Here is an 18,833-nt window from a genome sequence, read left to right on the forward strand (position 1 = left end):
TTCGCTCCTGTTATTGCGCCAACCAGTGATTAACCGTGTCAATAGACTGACGCAGTAATTGAGCAAAAGGTTCGCTGTGTGCCAGGGAGCCGAATAACTTTTCATCGGTGGCGAAAGCGGTTACCGGATCGGCGCTATTGAACATCTGGTGCACAGCGGCAGCGTCCAGAATGCCGTCTTGATAGTCATAAGGCAGGTTGTGTTGGTGCCAGCGCTGCATAAAAATAAAGAACAAGGCGGGTAGCATAGCGGTCGCGGTTGGCACTTGGCCGCGCTGGTAACATTCCTGTAGCGTTGGGGTGATAAAACCGGGGATTTTAGAGAAACCGTCGGCGGCAACGCGCTGATTAGTGTCACGAATGTAAGGATTACTGAAGCGTTCCAGAACCACGTCACGATAAGCGGCCAGATCTAGCGGGCTGGGGGTCAGTGATGGCAGCACATCCTGCGTAACGTAATCGTAGGCCAATTGGTAAATAGCAGGGGTGCCGGTGCTTTCGTGAATAAAATTTTGGCCGAGCAACGTACCTGCCCAGGCAATACAACTGTGGCTGGCATTGAGGATGCGGATTTTGGCTTCTTCATAGGGTAATACTGATGCAACCAGTTCAACGCCCACATTCTCCAACGCCGGTCGCCCGGCTATGAAATCATCTTCGATCACCCACTGGATAAAGGCTTCGCCCATTACTGGTGCACGATCCTGAAAACCAGTAGCCTGCGCAACGCGTTGGGCAACATCAGGAGAAGGACGTGGCGTGATGCGATCAACCATGGTGTTCGGGCAGCGGGTATGGCTTTCAATCCAGGCGGTCAGCGCTGTTTCCTGGCGCAGTTGCAGGAACTGCATCAAGCCGTGGCGGAAACGTTCGCCGTTATGCCGCAGATTATCGCAGTTTAACAGCGTGACAGGGTCACCATTAAGTTGCTTTCTGTGCGCCAGCAATTGAGCGATGGTGCCATAAATGGTGCGGCAGCCGCCCAGCAGATCGGCCTGAATATCAACATTGCTCTGGTCCAGGTTGAACTGGTTATCCAGATAGTAACCGCCTTCGGTTACGGTGAAGGAGATAACGCGGGTTTGCGGATGTGCACCTTCAGCAATCAATGCAGCAAGTTCATTATCCCAAGGGATCACTTTACGAATGGAGGTGATGGTTTCGTACTGGCGCTCTCCCTGCGGCGTCACCGTTTCCAATACGTATTGGCCATTTTGTTCTGCCAGCGCGTTAAGCAGTGGTGCTGCATCATCACGGATATTAGCCAAGGCAATCGACCACCGTGAATCACCGCCGGCAATCAGGCGGTGTAGATACCATGCCTGATGCGCGCGATGAAAAGAACCGGCACCAATATGCAGCCAAACAGCAGAGGAAGTGTTCAAAGATTTGCTCATGATGTTCTCCGTTAATGATTTTTGAGCATTAGCCCTTTAAGTGGGCGTTTGCCCGTTAGATGCAGATAGACTAATTAAACTTTTGCCCTTTGAATGGGCTTTAGCTCACAAAAGTGTAAATCGATAGCACGTGCAGAAAAAATGCCGGTAAAATGGGGCATCAGCGTGAGAAGGCAGAATGATTAAATGAGTCGACACGACAAGAAATTGGATCAGGCCGCCCGCGCCGCCTGGATGTACTATGTGGCTGGGCAAACCCAGCATGAAATTGCCGATGCTCTTGGTGTATCGCGCCAGGTGGCGCAACGCTTGGTGGCATTGGCGATCGACAGTGGCCTGATCAGCGTTAATATTTCACACCCGGTGGGCCATTGTATGGCGCTGTCTGCCCGTTTGAGTGAACGCTTTGGCTTAAACCTATGCCAAGTAGTGCCTAGTCAGGGCATGGATAGTGCCGGGGTGAACCGGGCGGTGGCGGTAGCCGGTGCCGAAGTGATGGCGCAGTTTATCCGCAACGAACAACCGCTGATCATCGGTGTGGGCTCTGGCCGCAGCCTGAAGGCGGCCATTGATGAGTTGCCTGATTTTGAACGACCACAGCACAGTTGTGTATCACTGATCGGAGCAATGGCTGCCGATGGTTCCTGTACCCGTTATGATGTTCCGTTGTGGATGGCGGAAAAAACTCAGGGTCGTTACTTTATTCTGCCTGCACCGCTGTTCGCCGACAGCGAACAGGATCGTACTCTGTGGTGCAATCACCGTATCTATCGCACGGTGAATGAGAAAGCTAGCCAGGCTGATGTGACGTTTATCGGTATTGGTACTATCGAAGATCAATGCCCATTGCACAAAGACGGATTTATCTCGGCGGATGATGTGGAACGTTTATCCGCTGCCAATGTGGTCGCCGAGATGCTGGGGCATTTTATTGATAGCGAAGGGCGGCGGGTTGCTAATGAACTCGATCAGCGTTTGACCAGCGTCAATTTGCGTCAACAACCCGAGAAACCCGTGATCGCATTGGCCGGTGGTGCGGAAAAACACCGTGCGATCCGTGCTGTTCTGATGGGCCGCTGGATCAATGGTTTGGTGACCGATGAAGAGAGTGCATTGGCGCTGTTGGCTGATTAAATCAGGGCTTGTTGCAGATAGCCTTCGTGCCGGAGCAACCATTGTTTGCGTTGTACACCGCCAGCATAACCGGTGAGTGCGCCTTGTGAACCAATGACCCGGTGGCAAGGCACCACAATGCTGATGGGGTTGGAGCCGTTGGCCATTCCTACAGCACGTGAGGCGGTTGGCCGACCAATACGTTTTGCCAGTTCGCCATAGGTAATAATTTCTCCGCAGGGGATCTGGCGCAGTTGCTGCCAGACGGTGCGTTGGAATTCAGTACCGGCGGTCATTACTGGCACGTGGTTGATAACGCTCAACTCCCCAGCAAAATAACGCTGCATCACTTCGGTCAAGCCGCCAGGGTTAGATTGTTCCCGCAGCGTGAAACGTTCTGCACGATAATGGGTATTCAGCAGTTTCATCAAACGGGCTTCATGATCGGTCCAGTCCAAGGCGCGTAAACGGCCTTGTTCATCACCGATCAGCACCAATTCACCGACCGGTGTTGGCATACGATCAATAAAAAAAGTCTGCATGTCATTTACTCCTCATATTCGATGTGCAGATGAGCTTTTGCGCTTCAAATTGCAGAACGCTCGTGCAATAACTTAACATTCTTTGGGTATATTACATGAAAAAATATCGGTATGATGGCGGTTTTCGGACATAAAGATTGATGGGAATACCCGCGTTATTTGTTTCATCAGTTTCATACTGAAGTAAAATGATCATAACAATTTCTCTCAAGACAGTTTCAATATTCAATGACAGGGGTATGAAAGGTTTTCTTGGCTGCGCTTGTGGGCATTCTTATTAACGCTTCAATAAATTTTGCGAGCTTATTTCGATATATTGATAATCTATTAGGGAATGTCATTCATTGCCCCAAAACATAAAGCTATTTTTTAGAAAGTTTTTGGGAGAAATTAAAAACGAGGGTTGTTGTTCGCATATTATGAATCAACGAGAGGAAAGCACATGCATCGAAATACATGTGCTTGTCGATTTCTATTATGGTTTTTTGCTGGCTACCGGGGCGTATTCAATTGGCACCCAAGCATAACCTACGGTTTCGGCACGTACATGCCCTAAGCCAGGGAATGGCAAGTGCGCTCCCCCCACCCAAAGTTGTTTTTGCGCTGCATCAGCAAAAACTTTCAGGCGTGTGGCGATGGCTTGTTTGCTGTCGACATCGAACTCCAACGAGACTTCTGGTTGGGCAAACTGTAGCGAATGGCTATGCACAATATCACCCCACAGCAACAGGTTTTGGCCTTCCGAACTGAACAAATAAGCACTGTGCCCTGGTGTATGGCCTGGCGTGGCGACGACTTCAACACCTGGAGCCAGCTTGTCGCCAGGCGCATAAAGTTTCAGACGCCCTTGTGCTTCATAGGGGGCAACTGCTTCTTGTGACAACTTGAACATTGGCTGGGCTTCTTTCGGTGCCTTGAGCGCGACCTCTTTATTCAGCCAGTAATCAGCCTCCGCTTTGGCAACATACACGGTAGCATTAGGGAAGGCTGCTTTCCCCTGATCGTTGATGCCACAGGCATGATCGGGATGCAGGTGAGTCAATAACACCGTGTCGATCTGCTCAGGCTGATACCCAGCGGCACGCAGGTTGCCCTGAATCGCTCCCATCGTTGGGCCAAAACACTGCGCCGTTCCCGAATCCACCAGGATCAGATGTGTCCCGGTATTCACTAAAAAGGCGTTAACCGCCGTTTGAATACCAGAACTGCTGTCAACAAACATACGTGCCAGCAGTTTCTGCATGTCTGGTTCACTGATGTTGTGGAAAAGCTTGGTCTTTAATTTCGTGTAACCATCGTACAACGCAGTCACTTCCATGTTTCCCAACATCATGCGGTAATAACCGGGAACCTGGGTCTGTTGTTGTGCGGGAACATCAGCGGCATTAACCTGAGGTGCAACACTGGCGCAGGCTAGAGCAAAAGCTAATAACGTGCGGCGTAGTGGGTTTCTCATAAAGATCCTTTTAAGTGAAATAAGAAAAGAATAACCTACGGTAACTAATGATACTTTCTGGCGAATTAAATTTTATACCAATAAATGCCTACACTCTCCAACGGTATTATTGAATATCTCATTATCCCCCCGAAATGTATTAGACATCATGGTATGGCGGCATGCATGATGCTAATGATCAATAAGTGATGTGGAAAACTTATGTCTGATTTTAACGCAGTAAAGAATGCTGACATCAATATGCCGCCTAGCAATACCCAACTGTTTCTTGGTTTTTTAATGCTTGGCCTTATCGGGTTTGGTGGTGTATTGCCGTTAGCGCGTAGCATGCTGGTTGAAAAAAAATGCTGGCTGACTGGTGAGAAATTCACCGAGCTTTTGGGACTATGCCAGTTTTTACCCGGAGGGAACGTGATTAACCTTTCCGTGGCGGTGGGTATGGAGTTCCGGGGTGTCCGTGGGGCGTTCTGTGCTTTGTTGGGCCTGATCTGCGCCCCTACAGCGATCGTGGTTGGTTTGGGGGCGGTATATGCCCGTTTCCAGAATGATCCTCACATACAGCATGTTTTTGCCGGGCTGGCCGCCGCAGCCGCAGGATTACTGCTGGCCACTGGCATAAAAATGCTCTTACCGTTGTGGGGAAAATGGCTGCCGTTGGTGGTAGTTGCTGCTTGCCTGATCGCGATTGCCTGGCTGCGTTTGCCGCTGTTACCCACGATGTTGGTGTTAGCCCCGCTGAGTATTCTGCTGGCCTGGAAAAAACCATCATGATGATATTGATCTCACTGGCGATCATTTTTACCGAGCTTTCGCTGATGGCATTTGGCGGTGGTTTTACTATCTTGCCGGAAATGCAGCGGCAGGTGGTGGAAGTGCATCAATGGATGAGCGCGCAGGAATTCAGCGCCCTGTTTGCTATGGCGCAGGCAGCGCCCGGGCCGAATATGATGATCGTACCGCTCATTGGTTGGCATGTGGCAGGTTGGGGCGGGCTGTTAGTTTCCTCGGTCGCCAAGTTTGGCCCTTCTTCTATTGTGACGGTGTTGGTGATGAAGGCCTGGAAGCGCTTCAAAGACAGACCGTGGCGGCGCATCATACAGGCAGGATTGGTGCCGGTTACCGTTGGGCTGGTTGCTGCCAGCGGTATCTTGATCGCTGAAGCCTCGGCCACTCACTGGCGGCTGGCGCTGGTGATCCTGCTCGCAACTGTTTTGGGAATGAATAAACGCATCCACCCCTTGTGGATTTTGGCGGGTGGGGCGCTGTTAGGGTTATTAGTGGCGTGATGGCGAAATTTATGGAGCAGAAATAAGCGCTGAATCCCAGGAGTGATTCCTGGGATACCCGTTTATCCTTTTCGTTCGTGCAGAGGGCTGACGACGGTGATCCCACGCGATAGTTTTTCTTTATTCCCCTTATAATCCTCCAGCAGAATCGCAATAAACAGTGTATCCAGAAGATTCAGTTGCACGATGCGCGCCACTGCGTTCTGCCCCAGTAACGGGCCGCTCATGGCTGGGCTGAAAATCGACAAATCGGAGCACTGAGACAGGGGAGAACTGTTGTCATTGGTAATGCAGATCAGTTTTGCATGGCGGGCAGTCGCCGTTTGCGCCGCATTTACCAGCTCACGTGTATCGCCAGACTGTGAGATCGCAATCACTACATCGGAGTCCTCCAATTGGCTGGCTACCATCAGCATCAGATGGAAATCACTGTAGGCATGGCTGATGATCCCGATGCGTAGCAGCTTATGTTCAAAGTCCTGGCAAACGGATGCCGAGCCACCAACGCCGAAAATGATCACGCGCCGGGCCTGAAAGATAAGCTGGGCCGCCTGGCCGATAACCGTGGTATCTGCCACAGACTGAGCTTCTTTCAGGACTTGAATGCTATTACTGAACACCTTATCAAGCACGGTATCCAGGTTGTCATTGACCGTAATCTCTTCGTCTCTTTCATAGGGGAGTGATTCAAAGTAGCTGATCAAAGCGCTTCTCAGTTCCCTAAAGCCCGAAAATCCGACTTTCTTGGCAACCTTGACTAACAGTGGTTCAGAAACGTCCAGCGTGCTGGCGACCTCACGCAGGCTGGTCTCCTTGCTGATATTTCCTTTGGTGATCAGCCATTCAGCGATTCTTCGCTCGGTGGGATTGAGCTGCGAGAGCGACATTTTTATCTTGGCTCCAATCGCTAGAGCATTGTCTGTTTCCTGCAAACTGTCCTGGCTATTGGTCATTTCACTCCACCACACCTGTCCTCAAAAAGTAGAGCAAGATTATCACAAGCGGTCTTCACAGATGAACCCTTTATTCTGCTAATGGCATCATAAATTTCACGAAAATCCATTTTTTTGTAAATTAAAACCATTGCTTTCGCTGGTTTGTGGCGTGAAATCATCAAAAATCGTCAAATTTACGCCTGTGCGCACAATTGTTTTTCACAAAAAATAATTTATTTGTGAAGTGGATCGTTTTCAACGCTTGCCTTTACGATAACTTCACATTAATAATATGTTTTGTGAAGTTATCGTAAGTAGAGGCTATCAGAATACTCAGATCATGGCTGCTACTTAATGCGCAATGTTGTACCCACACCAGGCAAGAGAATATTATTATGAAAACAACATTTTTCAGTATCCTCCAGCGTATAGGGCGTTCTTTCATGCTGCCCATTGCCCTGCTTCCGGTCGCAGGGCTGTTATTGGGCATTGGTGCATCATTTACCAACCAGACAACCATCGATTCCTATAACCTACAGGCCATGTTGGGTAATGGGACATTACTTCACGCTTTGCTAACGGTAATGAAAAGTGCCGGGAGCGTCGTTTTCTCCAACCTGCCTGTGCTGTTCGCCATTGGGGTCGCAATGGGGATGGCAAAAAAAGAAAAAGAGGTGGCGGCAATTTCAGGAGCCATTGGCTTCTTTATCATGCACGCCACCATGAATGCCATGCTGGATATTCGTGGCCTTCTGGCGGCAGGCGCTTTACCAGAAGGCTCGCTTGGCCTGACGCTTGGCATCAACTCCCTGCAAATGGGCGTATTCGGTGGCGTGATTGCAGGGCTGGGGGTGGCGGCACTCCATAACAGATTTTATCGTATTGAATTACCCGCTACTTTTTCCTTTTTTGGCGGCACGCGTTTTGTTCCCATTATTACCGCATTAACCTACGTCCTGGTCGGCATCCTGATGTTCTTCATCTGGCCTGCGATACAGAACGGTATTCTGCATCTTGGCGCGTTGGTCAATAGCGCCGGTTATGCAGGAACATTCATCTACGGGCTGATTGAACGTGCTTTGATCCCCTTTGGCCTGCATCATGTATTTTATATGCCTTTCTGGCAGACCGGCCTTGGCGGAACCGCCATCATTGACGGTGTGACCGTTTCCGGGGCTCAGAATATTTTCTTTGCGGAATTAGCCAGCCCAAACACGCAGCAATTTTCCGTTGAGGCCACGCGATTTATGGCGGGTAAATTCCCGTTCTATCTGTTTGGTATCCCAGGCGCAGCGTTGGCTATTTACCACACCGCCAAACCGGAAAAACGCAAACTGGTGCTTGGCCTGCTGCTGTCAGCCACATTGACCGCCGTATTGACCGGTATTACAGAACCCATTGAATTCTCTTTCCTGTTTGCTGCGCCTCTGCTTTATGTCCTGCACTGTGTCTTGGCTGGCCTGTCTTTCATGCTGTGCCATATCTTCAATGTCGGCGTGGGCCAGACCTTTTCCGGTAGCCTGATCGACTTCATTCTCTTTGGCGTTATGCAGGGAAATGCCAAAACACACTGGGTCAACGCCATTCTGATCGGGCTCCCATTATTCCCTATCTATTACCTGAGCTTCCGTTTTCTCATCACGCGTTTCGGCTTCAAAACGCCGGGCCGGGAAGACGATTCACAGGAAACCAAACTGTATACCCGTAAGGATCTTGATGCTCGCGGCACACCCGGCGGGGATGAGGTTTCTGAGTTGATCCTGTCCGGCTTGGGCGGAGTAGAAAACATTGCTGACATCGACTGTTGCGCGACTCGGCTGCGCATCACGGTGATTGATGAAAACCGGGTAGATGACCAGATGCTGAAAAACTCAGGAGCGAAAGGGGTGATCCGTAAGGGGAAAGGGGTGCAGGTTATCTACGGGCCGCACGTCACCCTGATTAAATCAAACCTGGAAGACTGCCTCCAGAGTGCCTTGTAAGCCAGGAGCGAACAGCTCCGACTCATATTGATTTACCTGCTGTTATGAGCATATAGAGAGGAAAAATGAAAATCGCTATTGGTTGTGATCATGTTGGGATTATTTTAAAACCCGCGATTACTGAACATCTGGCCGCCCGTGGGATAAAAGTTATCGATAAAGGCGCTTTCGACGATACCCGCACTGATTATCCTATTTATGCTCAAGCCGTGGCGGAGGCCGTTGTTTCTGGAGAGGTGAAGCTGGGTATTCTGATTTGCGGTTCAGGGATCGGGATTTCTATTGCTGCCAATAAGGTGCGCGGCATTCGAGCCGTGGTGTGCAGTGAACCCTATTCGGCAAAATTATCCCGCCAGCACAATAACACCAACGTATTAGCCTTTGGCTCAAGAGTTATTGGCGCAGAATTGGCGAAAATGATTGTTGATGAATGGTTGGCGGCTGAATTTGAAGGTGAGCGGCATCAAAAGCGAGTGGAATTGATCGCTACGATTGAGGAGACACAGATATGACCGCCTTGTTTTGCCCTTCATTGATGTGCGTTGATTTCTCGCGTTTGGCCGAAGAACTTGCTGAGCTTGAAGCGGCGGGAGCCGCAATGTTTCATATTGACGTGATGGATGGTCATTTTGTGCCTAATTTTGCTCTCGGCCCGGAAGACATTAAAGCCGTCGCGAAATTGGCTACGGTTCCTTATGACGTCCACCTGATGGTGACTCATCCCGATGCCTATATTGATCGATTCGCCGATCTAGGCTGTAGCATTATGTATGTGCATGCCGAAGCCCCGATTCACCTGCACCGTACCCTGAGTAACATCCGCCAGCGCGGAATGCAGGCAGGCGTCGCGCTGAACCCTGGCACTCCACTGGGCATTTTGGAGGAGGTTCTGGACGTTGCGGATATCATTCTGGTGATGTCGGTTAACCCAGGCTTTGCCGGGCAACCTTTTATCCCGGCCTCTTTCAGCAAGGTAAAACGCCTCAAAAATATGCTTAAACAGCATCAGAGCAATGCCCGGATTGCCATTGATGGGGCGATCTCTCCAGAAGTGGTGAGGGCGTTGGGAAGCGATGTAGACATATTTATCCTGGGTACGGCGGGTTTGTTCCGCCAGGATACCTCCTATCGCCAAGCCATGAACATTCTCACCGATCAGGTTGCACTCGCCAAAAAACACGACGCGTGTTTATCTGCTTAACCGGCACGCCCGATGATTGTTATCGGGCGTTTTATGCCGTATGTCGCCAGCGCTGGGTGAATATGCCTGGTTTGGCAAACATCACCAGGTTCCCCAGCAGAATCAGGCATAGGCCGATCACCGCATTCAGGTGCCATTGGTAATCTTCATAAATCGTTGAGATGGTCAGCGCGACCAATGGGAACAACAATGTGCTGTAGGCGGCTGCTCCAGCACCAATACGTCCAAGCAGGCTGAAATAGGCCGCAAAGGCGATCACCGAGCCAAAGATAGCCAGATAGAGCAGGGAACCAAGGTAGTGGGAAGTGAACTCGATCTGGAACGAAGCACCTTGTGCCAGCGCAATGGCTGCCATCAATAACGCTCCGTAGGTCATGGCGTAAGTGTTGGTTGAGAGAATATCCAACCCACGGCGCTGATGCCGCGTACTGAGCATGTTACCCAGTGAAAAGCCATAGGTACCCAGCGCGCAGAGGCCAATGCCCTTGAGCAATTCCGGTGCCATCTGCGTCGCCGCCAAATCCTGCCAGAACAATGCCACAATCCCGGTGAGCCCCAACAGCGCCGCAGGCAACAGGTTTGGGCTGGGGCGCTGGCGGAAAAAGATCATGCTATTGACCGCATTGAACAACACCGCCATTGAGAAAATCACCGACTCCAGGCCACTGCTGATGTAAGCCGCAGCATGGTAAAAACAGTAAAAGTTAAAGCCAAACACGCAGCAGCCTTGCAGCAGACAAAACAGATGATCGCGTGGGCTGATGGCGCGCAGGCGGCGCAATGCCAACAAGAGCAGGAACATCACTGCGGCAGAAAGCAGAAAACGGTAGCTGATAGAAACCGGAATAGCCACTGAGCTTTCCTGTTGCAGGGCGATCGCAATCCAGGTAGTGCCCCAAATCAATACCACGGCAAGATACAACAGCGTATTCATCGTTCACTCCATTGATTATCCTGAGCGGGAGTATTTACCATTTATCGCTGTGGTGCTTTCAGAACTTTGCGCACAATTGCATATTCTTGCGCTTTTTTTCGCAAAAGCGCCGGAGGCAGTTGGCAGGAAGGGCCGCGACTCTTTAAACTGCCAAGGATTCCTTATTGAGGCGGAGCGGTTATGGTTTATCAGGCATTCGAAACGCTGCGGCAACACAAAGCCCAGTTGCACAACAGCGTGCAATTGGGTTCTGGAGTGCAGTTGGCGGCCTGGTCAAATCACCACGATCGCATTACGCAAGAAAGTGCCGATCATCATACCCTTAGCCTGTATATTGCCGATGGTTACGAGTGCTATCAGAAAGTGCCCGGTGGCTGGCAAAACGGCGGTGGGCCGGATCATTTCTGCATCATGCCGCGCCAGTACGAATCTACCTGGGATGTGCGCAGCAACCTGTCTTTTGTACACCTTTATTGTACCGATCGGCACTTGCGCTATTTGGCAGAGCAAATCTGGGATCGCAGCCCAGCGGCTATCAATGTAGAACAACGGGCATTCGGGGAAGATCCACAGATCACGCTGCTTTATCGTCAGTTTTTGCTGAACTGTGCTTGGCAGGACAGCGCCAATCAATTGGCGCTGAGTAGTGCTTCTACGCTGTTGATGTCGCATTTACTCCAACATTACACCCAATTGCAATGGCGTTTACCGGCGGTACGCGGCGGTTTGGCACCTATCGTGTTGAAGCGCGTGCGGGAGTACGTGGCAGGCCATCTCGATCAACCACTGCTGTTGGCCGAATTGGCAGAACAGGCCGGGTTAAGTGAATTCCATTTTGCCCGCATGTTTAAACACAGTACCGGGTTGGCCCCCCACCAATATGTGATGCAGGTTCGCTTACAACAGGCAGAAAAACTGCTTCGCCATACGTTGATTCCATTGACACAAATTGCGCTGGAGTGCGGTTTCAGTTCGGCCAGCCATTTCAGCAATCGCTTCAAAGCAGCCTATGGCTGCGCCCCTATGCAATTGAGGCAGCAAGAGCGCTGATCGCCAAAGATTACAGCTACTGGTGGCCAACCGTTTGAAGGTTCGGGGGCAATTTATACTGGCTTAGCGGATATTCAGCTCAGTAATCCCCGTTGTTGCAGCGTGTATTTCGTCGCTTCATTCAGATCATAACTGGCTAAATCCTCTTTCTTTACCCAGGCATAATCTTCAAATTCATCGTTGATGGTGACTTCACGATTAGCCGCGTGGCAGTCAAAAATCAGGTAAATCATGTAGACCTGCTCTTTGCTGCCGTCTTCATAGGTTTTTATCCGCACATCGTCGCGGAACGTCCAGGGTTGAATGCGATCCAGCACTAAGGCACCGCCCAGTTCCTCACGGATTTCGCGGCGTAGTGCTTCTTCAAGGGTTTCTCCGGGCTCCGTACCGCCACCGGAGAGTGCCCACTGACCAGGAAATACTCCCTTATGTGCCGCCATTTTGCACAACAGATAAGCGTTGTTGTTCTCAATTAACGGGCAAACAATAATGCGTTGACGCATAGCGACTCCATTCCTCAGCGTGATGATGCCCAGCTACAGCTTTACCCGATATTCATCTTCCATTTTGGCGAAGGTCGCCCAAAACGGGCGGGGCGCACGTGCCAATAAACGGTCGACCAAAATATCCAAATGCGTATGCCAGCCACTGGTGACGGTGAGCATGGTATCACGGTTCGGTAAACGGCGATGGGTGACCGTCAGCAGCACGTTATCGCCACGTTCAACCAGTTCAAACATCACTTCAGAAGGGCGGCCTTCATTTTGCTCTGCCCAGGTGAAACTCAACAGGCGCGGTGGAAAAATACAGGTGATGTGGCCAATGTTAGCGACGTTGCCGCCATACTGTTTATATTTGGCCGGGAGATTCTCAGGTTCATCCGTCAGTTTCGAATGACAAAACAACAATTCAACTTTGGCCCCTTTCTGTAACGTCATGTCACCGGCGGCCAGCCAACTGGCTCGTTTGTCCGATTCGGTCAGATAAGCCCAAACGTGTTCAAGTGTACCCGGTAACAACCGCTGAATGCGCAATGTACCGGGTTCAATGATCAGACCGTAATCATTCATATTCACTCCGTAACAGGATGTAAGCTGGCTGGTCAACCGCCCATTCCCGAAGATTGATCAATATGTGCACTAGCAGAACCAGCCCTTTGCGCCGTTCAGCCTGTATGACGAAGATAATTTAATAACTATAGAACAATACTGATTATGCTCAAGATTGTTGAATATCTTAGCGGAGACTGACGCTATTCTTGGCAGTAGTGTATGGTGTGGTGCTTGCAGGAAGGGAATGCTGGGTTACAGTGTCACGCAATCAACTGACTCTGCTATTTACCCCCTTTGAAGATAAACAGGGCTGGTGATGGAGCTATTATGTTTTTTGGCGTGTTGTTTGCCTTAGCCGCTGGGTTGATGTGGGGGCTGATTTTCGTTGGCCCGGTGCTGGTGCCAGACTATCCGGCCTCACTGCAATCGACCGGGCGTTATCTGGCTTTTGGGCTGATTGCTTTGCCGTTGGCATGGCTTGATCGCCACCGTTTACGGCAACTCTCTTCTAAGGACTGGCTGGAAGCGTTGAAACTGAGCGCTGTAGGTAATTTGCTTTATTACCTGTGCCTAGCCAGCGCGATTCAGCGTACTGGTGCACCGGTTGCTACCATGATTATTGGTACGTTACCGGTGGTGATTTCGGTGGCTGCCAATCTGTTTTACGGCCATCACGACGGTAGGCTTTCGTGGCGCAAACTCACCCCAGCGTTGGTACTGATGGCCTGTGGCTTGGTGTTGGTAAACATAGCGGAATTGGCGAGCAATAGCGCCCCGTTGGATATCTGGCGCTATATCAGCGGGCTGTTGTTGGCGCTGCTGGCCGTGGCTTGCTGGACGTGGTTTCCGTTACGTAACGCCCGTTGGCTACGTAAAAACCCAGATAAACGGCCCATGACCTGGGCAACAGCGCAGGGGGTTGTGACGCTACCGTTGGCACTGGCGGGATATCTGTTGGTGTGTGGACAGCTGGCACTGATGCAGCCGCAGTTTGCATTGCCATTCGGCCCAAGGCCGGGAGTTTTTATCCCGTTAATGATAACTATTGGCGTACTGTGTTCCTGGATTGGTGCTTTGTGCTGGAATGAGGCGAGCCAACGTTTACCAACGGTGCTGGTTGGGCCGCTGATCGTGTTCGAAATTTTGGCCGGGCTGGCCTACACCTTCATGCTGCGCCACAGTTGGCCGCCACTGTTGATCTTGGGCGGTATTATTTGCCTGACTGTCGGTGTGATTTACGCCATGCGGATTAAACCAGAACCGGTGGTGGTAACACTGGCGTTAAAAGAATAACGGTTCCGGTGACGGAAGGGTTAATCGGCAAAAATATGCGCTTGGCCGAGAATCTTCAGGCTGACGATTGAACCGGCGCAGACACCTTCACGGCTAATGGTTTTAATCTCTACGGTTTCGTTACTGTCTGCCATCCGCAGGCTGAGTGTGGAAACAAAACCGGCAAAATCAATGCTTGTGACCACCGCTTGGCGCAGAGAAAGATGTGGCGTGAGGCCAATCTGGATTTGTTCCGGGCGCAGCATGATACGTGCGTGGCCGCTGCGTTGGCTATCGTCGACGGCAATCCGGCCCAAGATGCAATCCGCCCAACCTTGATCCAGATATGCCGACAATACCAGCGTTTCCCCTAGAAAAGCCGCGGTGGGTTCGTCAACAGGCCTCAGATAAAGTTCTTGTGGCTGACCAACCTGGGCTAAATGCCCATTACGCATCACCGCGACTTGATCGGCGAATGACAGGGCTTCGGCCTGATCGTGGGTGACCAGAATCGAGGCAACCCTGGCTTCGGCCAGCAGCTCTGCTACCGCTTTGCGGGTTGCCGCCCGCAGGCCGGTATCCAGTGCAGAGAAAGGTTCATCCAGCAGCATCAGTTGGGGTTGCTGCGACAGAGCTCTTGCCAGGGCCACTCGTTGCTGTTGCCCGCCGGACAACTCATGCGGCCATAATTTGGCCAAGCGCCGATCCAGGGCCACCATATCCATCAGCTTATCAATATGATGCTGTTTTTCCCGCTTGCTGCCTTTCAAACCGAAACCGATATTGCCAGCAACGCTGAAATGGGGAAATAGGGCACCATCTTGCGGCACAAACCCGATCCCACGTTGATGCGCAGGTACCCACACACCATCGCCAGCCAGTGGTTTGCCTTGCAATACGACCTGACCCCGATCGGGGACCTCGAAACCGGCAATGATGCGCAGCAGTGTGGTTTTCCCTGAACCGGAAGGGCCAACAATCGCGGTACGGCTGCCTTCATCCACGCGAAGGGCCACCCCGCCGAGAACGTCAACCCCGTTATAGGCTTTACTAATGTTATGGAGTTCAAGCGTGCTCATAGTCCTGCCGTGCGTTTAGATTGAGAATAAAGAAGCCAAGTCAGCGGTAATGACAATAAGACCATAATTAAGGCATAAGGCGCGGCAGCAACATAGTCAATTTCACTGGTTAGCGCCCAAAAACCGGTGGCCAGAGTCCGAGTTCCATTCGGCGCAAGCAGCAGCGTGGCCGTAAGTTCGTTAGTAATCGCCAGGAACACCAAGGCAGCTCCGGCTGCGGCAGCAGGGGCTGCCAAACGTAACGTGGTGCTCCACAGTGCCTGTAACGGTGAGCGCCCAAGGCTGCGTGCCACATTCTCCAGTTCGACCGGAGCCTGTGCAATACCGGCACGCAGGTTGATCAAGGCTCTGGGCATAAACATCAGCAGATAAGCCAGTAGCAGGGTGATTTCGGTCTGGTAGATTGGCCGAAAGGTATGGATAGTGATGGTCACCAACGCCAAGGCGACTACGATACCGGGTAATGAACTGGTCACATAGTTACAACTTTCCAATACCCGATATAAGCGAGCTGGATAGCGTACCGAAAGCCAAGCCATTGGTATGGCGCACAGGGTAATCATCAAGGCACCGCTCGCAGCCAACGTCAGCGTTTGCCAAAGAGCGGGCCACAGATCGCTATTCTCCCAGACAGGCAAACCGCCCAGATATAACCAGCGCACCAGCGTGATAAAAGGAACGCCTAGAGCCAAAGCCGTCACCGCCAAAGGCAGGAATTGATAAAACACCGCGGTGAGGGGGCTGAGCGGATAGGGGTTCTGGCTGCGTGCGCTGCCAGAACCGACGCGGGCATAGCGGGCTCGGCCACGGGTCACTGCTTCCAACACCAACAGCCCCAGGCAGCACAAGACCAAAACCCCAGCCAGCATATTGGCAGCCGGGCCGTTAAACGTGGACTGGAACTGATCGAAAATGGCGGTGGTAAAAGTATCGAAACGGATCATGGCGTATAGCCCATATTCTGCCAACAGGTGCAATGCAATTAGCAAAGAGCCGCCCCAGATAGCCAGTTTAAGCTGCGGCAGGATAACCCGAAAGAAAACCGCCAATGGCCGAGTACCCAGTGAAATGGCAACGTCTTCAATCCCAGGATCAAGACGGCGCAACACGGCTGAAACCGGCAAATAGATAAACGGGAAATAGGCCAGCACCGAGATAAACACACCAGCGGCAAGCCCATGCATAGAAGGCACCAGGCTAATCCAGGCATAGCTTTGCACAAAAGCAGGTACGGCCAGCGGTGCCGTAGCCAGAATCGCCCAGATGCGCCGCCCTGGTAAGCGGGTGCGCTCCGTCAACCAGGCTAGCGCTACCCCCAACAGCGTACAAATCGGCAGGGTGAAAGTAACCAGTAACAGGGTGTTAAGCAGCAGTTCCCCGACTCGGGGGCGAAAAACCAGGGTTTTAACCGTTTGCCAACCAGTATTGATAGCAACGCCAATGACAAATCCTAACGGCAACAGAGCTAATAATGAAAGTAATACGGCGGCAACCACCATCCACAGCCCTGGCCGTTGCTGATAGCATCGCATTGCGGAACCGCCCGGTATGGCCTGTACAGTATTGATAGAAATGTTCGACATACGGTTAAAACACTCTGTACCTAGAGTTGCAAATGCAGGCAAGTTTATAACCCCAGGCGCATCCCTGGGGTTAGACAACCTTACAACAGACCGGCTTCGGTCATCAGTTCAACGACTTTTTTACTGTTCAGTTTGGCCGCTTCTACTTTTGGCGCCTCAAGTTGGTTCAGCGGCACCAATTTCGGATTAGAAGCGGCACCCACGCCAACGGCGTACTCAAAGGCGTTGTTAGTACGCAGGATCTCCTGGCCTTGTGGGCCGGTGATCCATTTCATAAACTCTTGGGCTTGCTGCTGGTGCTTGCTTGAAGCAAGAACACCGCCGCCTGAGATACTGACGAAGGCGCCCGGATCTTGGTGTTTGAAATAATGTAACTTGATGTTTTTACTGTTTTCACCCGTTTTTGCACCATCAACAAACGGGTAATAATGATAAATTACGCCACCGTCGATCTGACCCGCATTGACAGCTTTCATTACGGTACTATTGCCTTTATAAGCGGTAAAATTGCTTTTCATCGCTTTCAGCCATTCACGTGTCGCTTCTTCACCTTTCAGTTCCAATAACGCACTGACGATAGCCTGGAAATCAGCCCCTGAAGGTGAGGCGGCCCAGCGGCCTTTCCATTCTGGTTTGGCCAGATCCAGCAGAGATTTCGGTAACTGTGCTTCACTGATCTTGGCTGGATTGTAAACGAATACCGTGGAACGAGCAGCGATCCCCATCCAGCGTTCATGTTCCGGCCGATATTGTGGTTCGACCTGGGCTAACGTGTCAGCATGCAGCGGTGCGAACAGTTTGGCATTGTCCACAAGCACCATCGCTGGGGAGTTTTCAGTGAGGAAAACATCCGCTGGGGAAGCGCTGCCTTCTTGCACTATCTGATTACCTAACTCGCTATCACTACCATTACGCAAGGTTACTTTAATACCGGTATCTTTGGTAAAACCATCAACCCAGGATTTGACCAGGTTCTCGTGTTGAGCATTATAAACCACGATACCTTGCTCATGGTTGGCAGCACTGGCTGAGAAGGGCAGCACCATGGAAGAAGCCAACAAGGCCAGGGGAGCAAGAGAGGGGAAACGCAATTTCATACGGTTATCCTTTTAGTGTTCGAAGAAAAAACGAGCATCGCCAGGTAAGCGCGAACAACCCAATTGTATCTAAGAACGTTACGAATGATAGTGAAAATGATTCGCATTGGGATGTTTCTGACCGAAAAAGAAGGGGGAAGCATGAAACTTAGGGGAAAACACAATTTCCCGGGCAGCTTGCACCCGGGGAGAAGCCATATTGGCACACAAGCCTAACTTAGGTTTTTATGCTGAATGTTTGGTAGGAATACAGATTTTTCCATTAATAATGTGTGCGTCACGGCGTATCCAATCGTGAACTTTATAAACACTGGTTTTGTATAATTGAGCAAAAGACTGTATGTCACCATCATGTTTTTTATGCACCAGTTCTTCAACACTGGTAAGTACACTATTTTCCATTCTACGTAATTTCCCTGTTTTATAACATACTGTAAAATAATAATTTTTAATTACATTGTAATATAAGTATAAGCTAAATCACTTGTAAGAATCAGTGTAGCATAAAATATAATACACGGAAATTATTCTTATCAACATGGTATTTTAGTTAAGATGATTCCCATTAAAAAATCTTAAGATATTTGGAGGCGATAGCGTAGAAATATTTCATCAAGATATTTATTGAAGGTAACTTCGGAAAGCGATCTATTTTTGAGAAAGATCAGGCTTAATAACTCTTATAGCCTTTCTGAGATTATATGGAACCTCTCAAACATGCGCTGCTGGCCTGGCAGCCTCTGAGGGAGACAACGTTAAGGCAGGCTTTATTGGTGAAAAATTTACCTTCAGTAACTTCTTAAAAATTTTAAATATATTTTTTGCACGACTAAAACATGTACTTTATAAGAATTT

The 18,833-nt window shown here is 50.6% G+C and carries 19 protein-coding genes; 8 read left to right on the forward strand and 11 right to left on the reverse strand.

Annotated elements, in window-relative coordinates:
* Positions 1-10: 10 nt before the first annotated feature.
* Positions 11-1,396, reverse strand: a complete 1,386-nt coding sequence (gene dalD / locus Z042_RS15810) for a D-arabinitol 4-dehydrogenase (RefSeq protein WP_024910715.1) — start codon at positions 1,394-1,396, stop codon at positions 11-13.
* Between the two features lie 186 nt (positions 1,397-1,582).
* Here dalD and Z042_RS15815 point away from each other — a divergent pair, with 186 nt between their 5' ends.
* Entirely contained in the window at positions 1,583-2,530 is a 948-nt protein-coding gene (locus Z042_RS15815) for a sugar-binding transcriptional regulator (RefSeq protein ID WP_024910714.1), read from the forward strand.
* On the opposite strand, the gene ogt is transcribed toward Z042_RS15815, so the two are convergent.
* Both ogt and Z042_RS15825 read right to left on the reverse strand, forming a co-directional pair.
* Positions 2,527-3,051, reverse strand: coding sequence for a methylated-DNA--[protein]-cysteine S-methyltransferase (gene ogt / locus Z042_RS15820; protein ID WP_024910713.1), 525 nt, complete (start codon positions 3,049-3,051; stop codon positions 2,527-2,529). The genes Z042_RS15815 and ogt overlap by 4 nt on opposite strands.
* A gap of 475 nt (positions 3,052-3,526) precedes the next feature.
* Positions 3,527-4,507, reverse strand: coding sequence for an MBL fold metallo-hydrolase (locus tag Z042_RS15825; protein WP_024910712.1), 981 nt, complete (start codon positions 4,505-4,507; stop codon positions 3,527-3,529).
* Positions 4,508-4,708: 201 nt separating this feature from the next.
* Here Z042_RS15825 and Z042_RS15830 point away from each other — a divergent pair, with 201 nt between their 5' ends.
* Both Z042_RS15830 and Z042_RS15835 read left to right on the forward strand, forming a co-directional pair.
* Entirely contained in the window at positions 4,709-5,278 is a 570-nt protein-coding gene (locus Z042_RS15830; RefSeq protein ID WP_024910711.1) for a chromate transporter, read from the forward strand.
* Positions 5,275-5,793: a chromate transporter gene (locus tag Z042_RS15835; RefSeq protein WP_037405774.1), complete on the forward strand. Its 519-nt coding sequence runs from the start codon at positions 5,275-5,277 to the stop codon at positions 5,791-5,793. The genes Z042_RS15830 and Z042_RS15835 overlap by 4 nt, the downstream gene beginning before the upstream one ends.
* A gap of 62 nt (positions 5,794-5,855) precedes the next feature.
* Here the strand turns inward: Z042_RS15835 and Z042_RS15840 are convergent, their stop codons facing one another.
* Positions 5,856-6,746 (reverse strand): SIS domain-containing protein, encoded by an 891-nt coding sequence (locus tag Z042_RS15840; protein WP_024910709.1) that lies wholly within the window; start codon positions 6,744-6,746, stop codon positions 5,856-5,858.
* Between the two features lie 377 nt (positions 6,747-7,123).
* On the opposite strand from Z042_RS15840, the gene Z042_RS15845 reads away from it, so the two are divergent.
* The 3 genes from Z042_RS15845 (at position 7,124) to rpe (ending at position 9,911) form a co-directional block, all read left to right on the forward strand.
* Complete coding sequence (locus Z042_RS15845; RefSeq protein WP_024910708.1) at positions 7,124-8,710, forward strand: PTS transporter subunit EIIC; 1,587 nt, start codon at positions 7,124-7,126, stop codon at positions 8,708-8,710.
* 65 nt (positions 8,711-8,775) lie between these two features.
* Positions 8,776-9,222, forward strand: coding sequence for a ribose 5-phosphate isomerase B (gene rpiB, locus Z042_RS15850; RefSeq protein WP_024910707.1), 447 nt, complete (start codon positions 8,776-8,778; stop codon positions 9,220-9,222).
* Positions 9,219-9,911 (forward strand): ribulose-phosphate 3-epimerase, encoded by a 693-nt coding sequence (gene rpe, locus Z042_RS15855; protein WP_024910706.1) that lies wholly within the window; start codon positions 9,219-9,221, stop codon positions 9,909-9,911. Before rpiB ends, rpe begins: the two co-directional genes overlap by 4 nt.
* A gap of 31 nt (positions 9,912-9,942) precedes the next feature.
* Here rpe and Z042_RS15860 read toward each other — a convergent pair whose 3' ends face one another.
* Entirely contained in the window at positions 9,943-10,845 is a 903-nt protein-coding gene (locus tag Z042_RS15860) for a DMT family transporter (RefSeq protein WP_024910705.1), read from the reverse strand.
* A gap of 180 nt (positions 10,846-11,025) precedes the next feature.
* Here Z042_RS15860 and Z042_RS15865 point away from each other — a divergent pair, with 180 nt between their 5' ends.
* Positions 11,026-11,895, forward strand: coding sequence for a helix-turn-helix domain-containing protein (locus tag Z042_RS15865; RefSeq protein WP_024910704.1), 870 nt, complete (start codon positions 11,026-11,028; stop codon positions 11,893-11,895).
* A 74-nt stretch (positions 11,896-11,969) separates the two neighbouring features.
* On the opposite strand, the gene nudI is transcribed toward Z042_RS15865, so the two are convergent.
* Positions 11,970-12,398, reverse strand: coding sequence for a nucleoside triphosphatase NudI (gene nudI / locus Z042_RS15870; protein ID WP_024910703.1), 429 nt, complete (start codon positions 12,396-12,398; stop codon positions 11,970-11,972).
* Positions 12,399-12,431: 33 nt separating this feature from the next.
* On the reverse strand, positions 12,432-12,965 hold the full coding sequence (locus Z042_RS15875; RefSeq protein ID WP_024910702.1) for an SRPBCC family protein: 534 nt from the start codon (positions 12,963-12,965) through the stop codon (positions 12,432-12,434).
* A 309-nt stretch (positions 12,966-13,274) separates the two neighbouring features.
* Between Z042_RS15875 and Z042_RS15880 the strand changes: the two genes are divergently transcribed.
* Positions 13,275-14,240, forward strand: coding sequence for a DMT family transporter (locus tag Z042_RS15880; RefSeq protein WP_024910701.1), 966 nt, complete (start codon positions 13,275-13,277; stop codon positions 14,238-14,240).
* A gap of 20 nt (positions 14,241-14,260) precedes the next feature.
* Here the strand turns inward: Z042_RS15880 and Z042_RS15885 are convergent, their stop codons facing one another.
* The 4 genes from Z042_RS15885 to Z042_RS26075 form a co-directional block, all read right to left on the reverse strand.
* Complete coding sequence (locus Z042_RS15885; RefSeq protein ID WP_024910700.1) at positions 14,261-15,298, reverse strand: ABC transporter ATP-binding protein; 1,038 nt, start codon at positions 15,296-15,298, stop codon at positions 14,261-14,263.
* A complete protein-coding gene (locus Z042_RS15890; RefSeq protein WP_024910699.1) occupies positions 15,295-16,881 on the reverse strand; it encodes an ABC transporter permease in 1,587 nt (528 codons plus the stop codon). Before Z042_RS15890 ends, Z042_RS15885 begins: the two co-directional genes overlap by 4 nt.
* Positions 16,882-16,961: 80 nt before the next feature.
* Complete coding sequence (locus tag Z042_RS15895) at positions 16,962-17,978, reverse strand: iron ABC transporter substrate-binding protein (protein ID WP_024910698.1); 1,017 nt, start codon at positions 17,976-17,978, stop codon at positions 16,962-16,964.
* A 225-nt stretch (positions 17,979-18,203) separates the two neighbouring features.
* Positions 18,204-18,380, reverse strand: a complete 177-nt coding sequence (locus Z042_RS26075) for a hypothetical protein (RefSeq protein WP_154666978.1) — start codon at positions 18,378-18,380, stop codon at positions 18,204-18,206.
* Between the last annotated feature and the right edge of the window lie 453 nt (positions 18,381-18,833).

It is taken from the genome of Chania multitudinisentens RB-25 (assembly GCF_000520015.2).
GTDB lineage: Bacteria > Pseudomonadota > Gammaproteobacteria > Enterobacterales > Enterobacteriaceae > Chania > Chania multitudinisentens.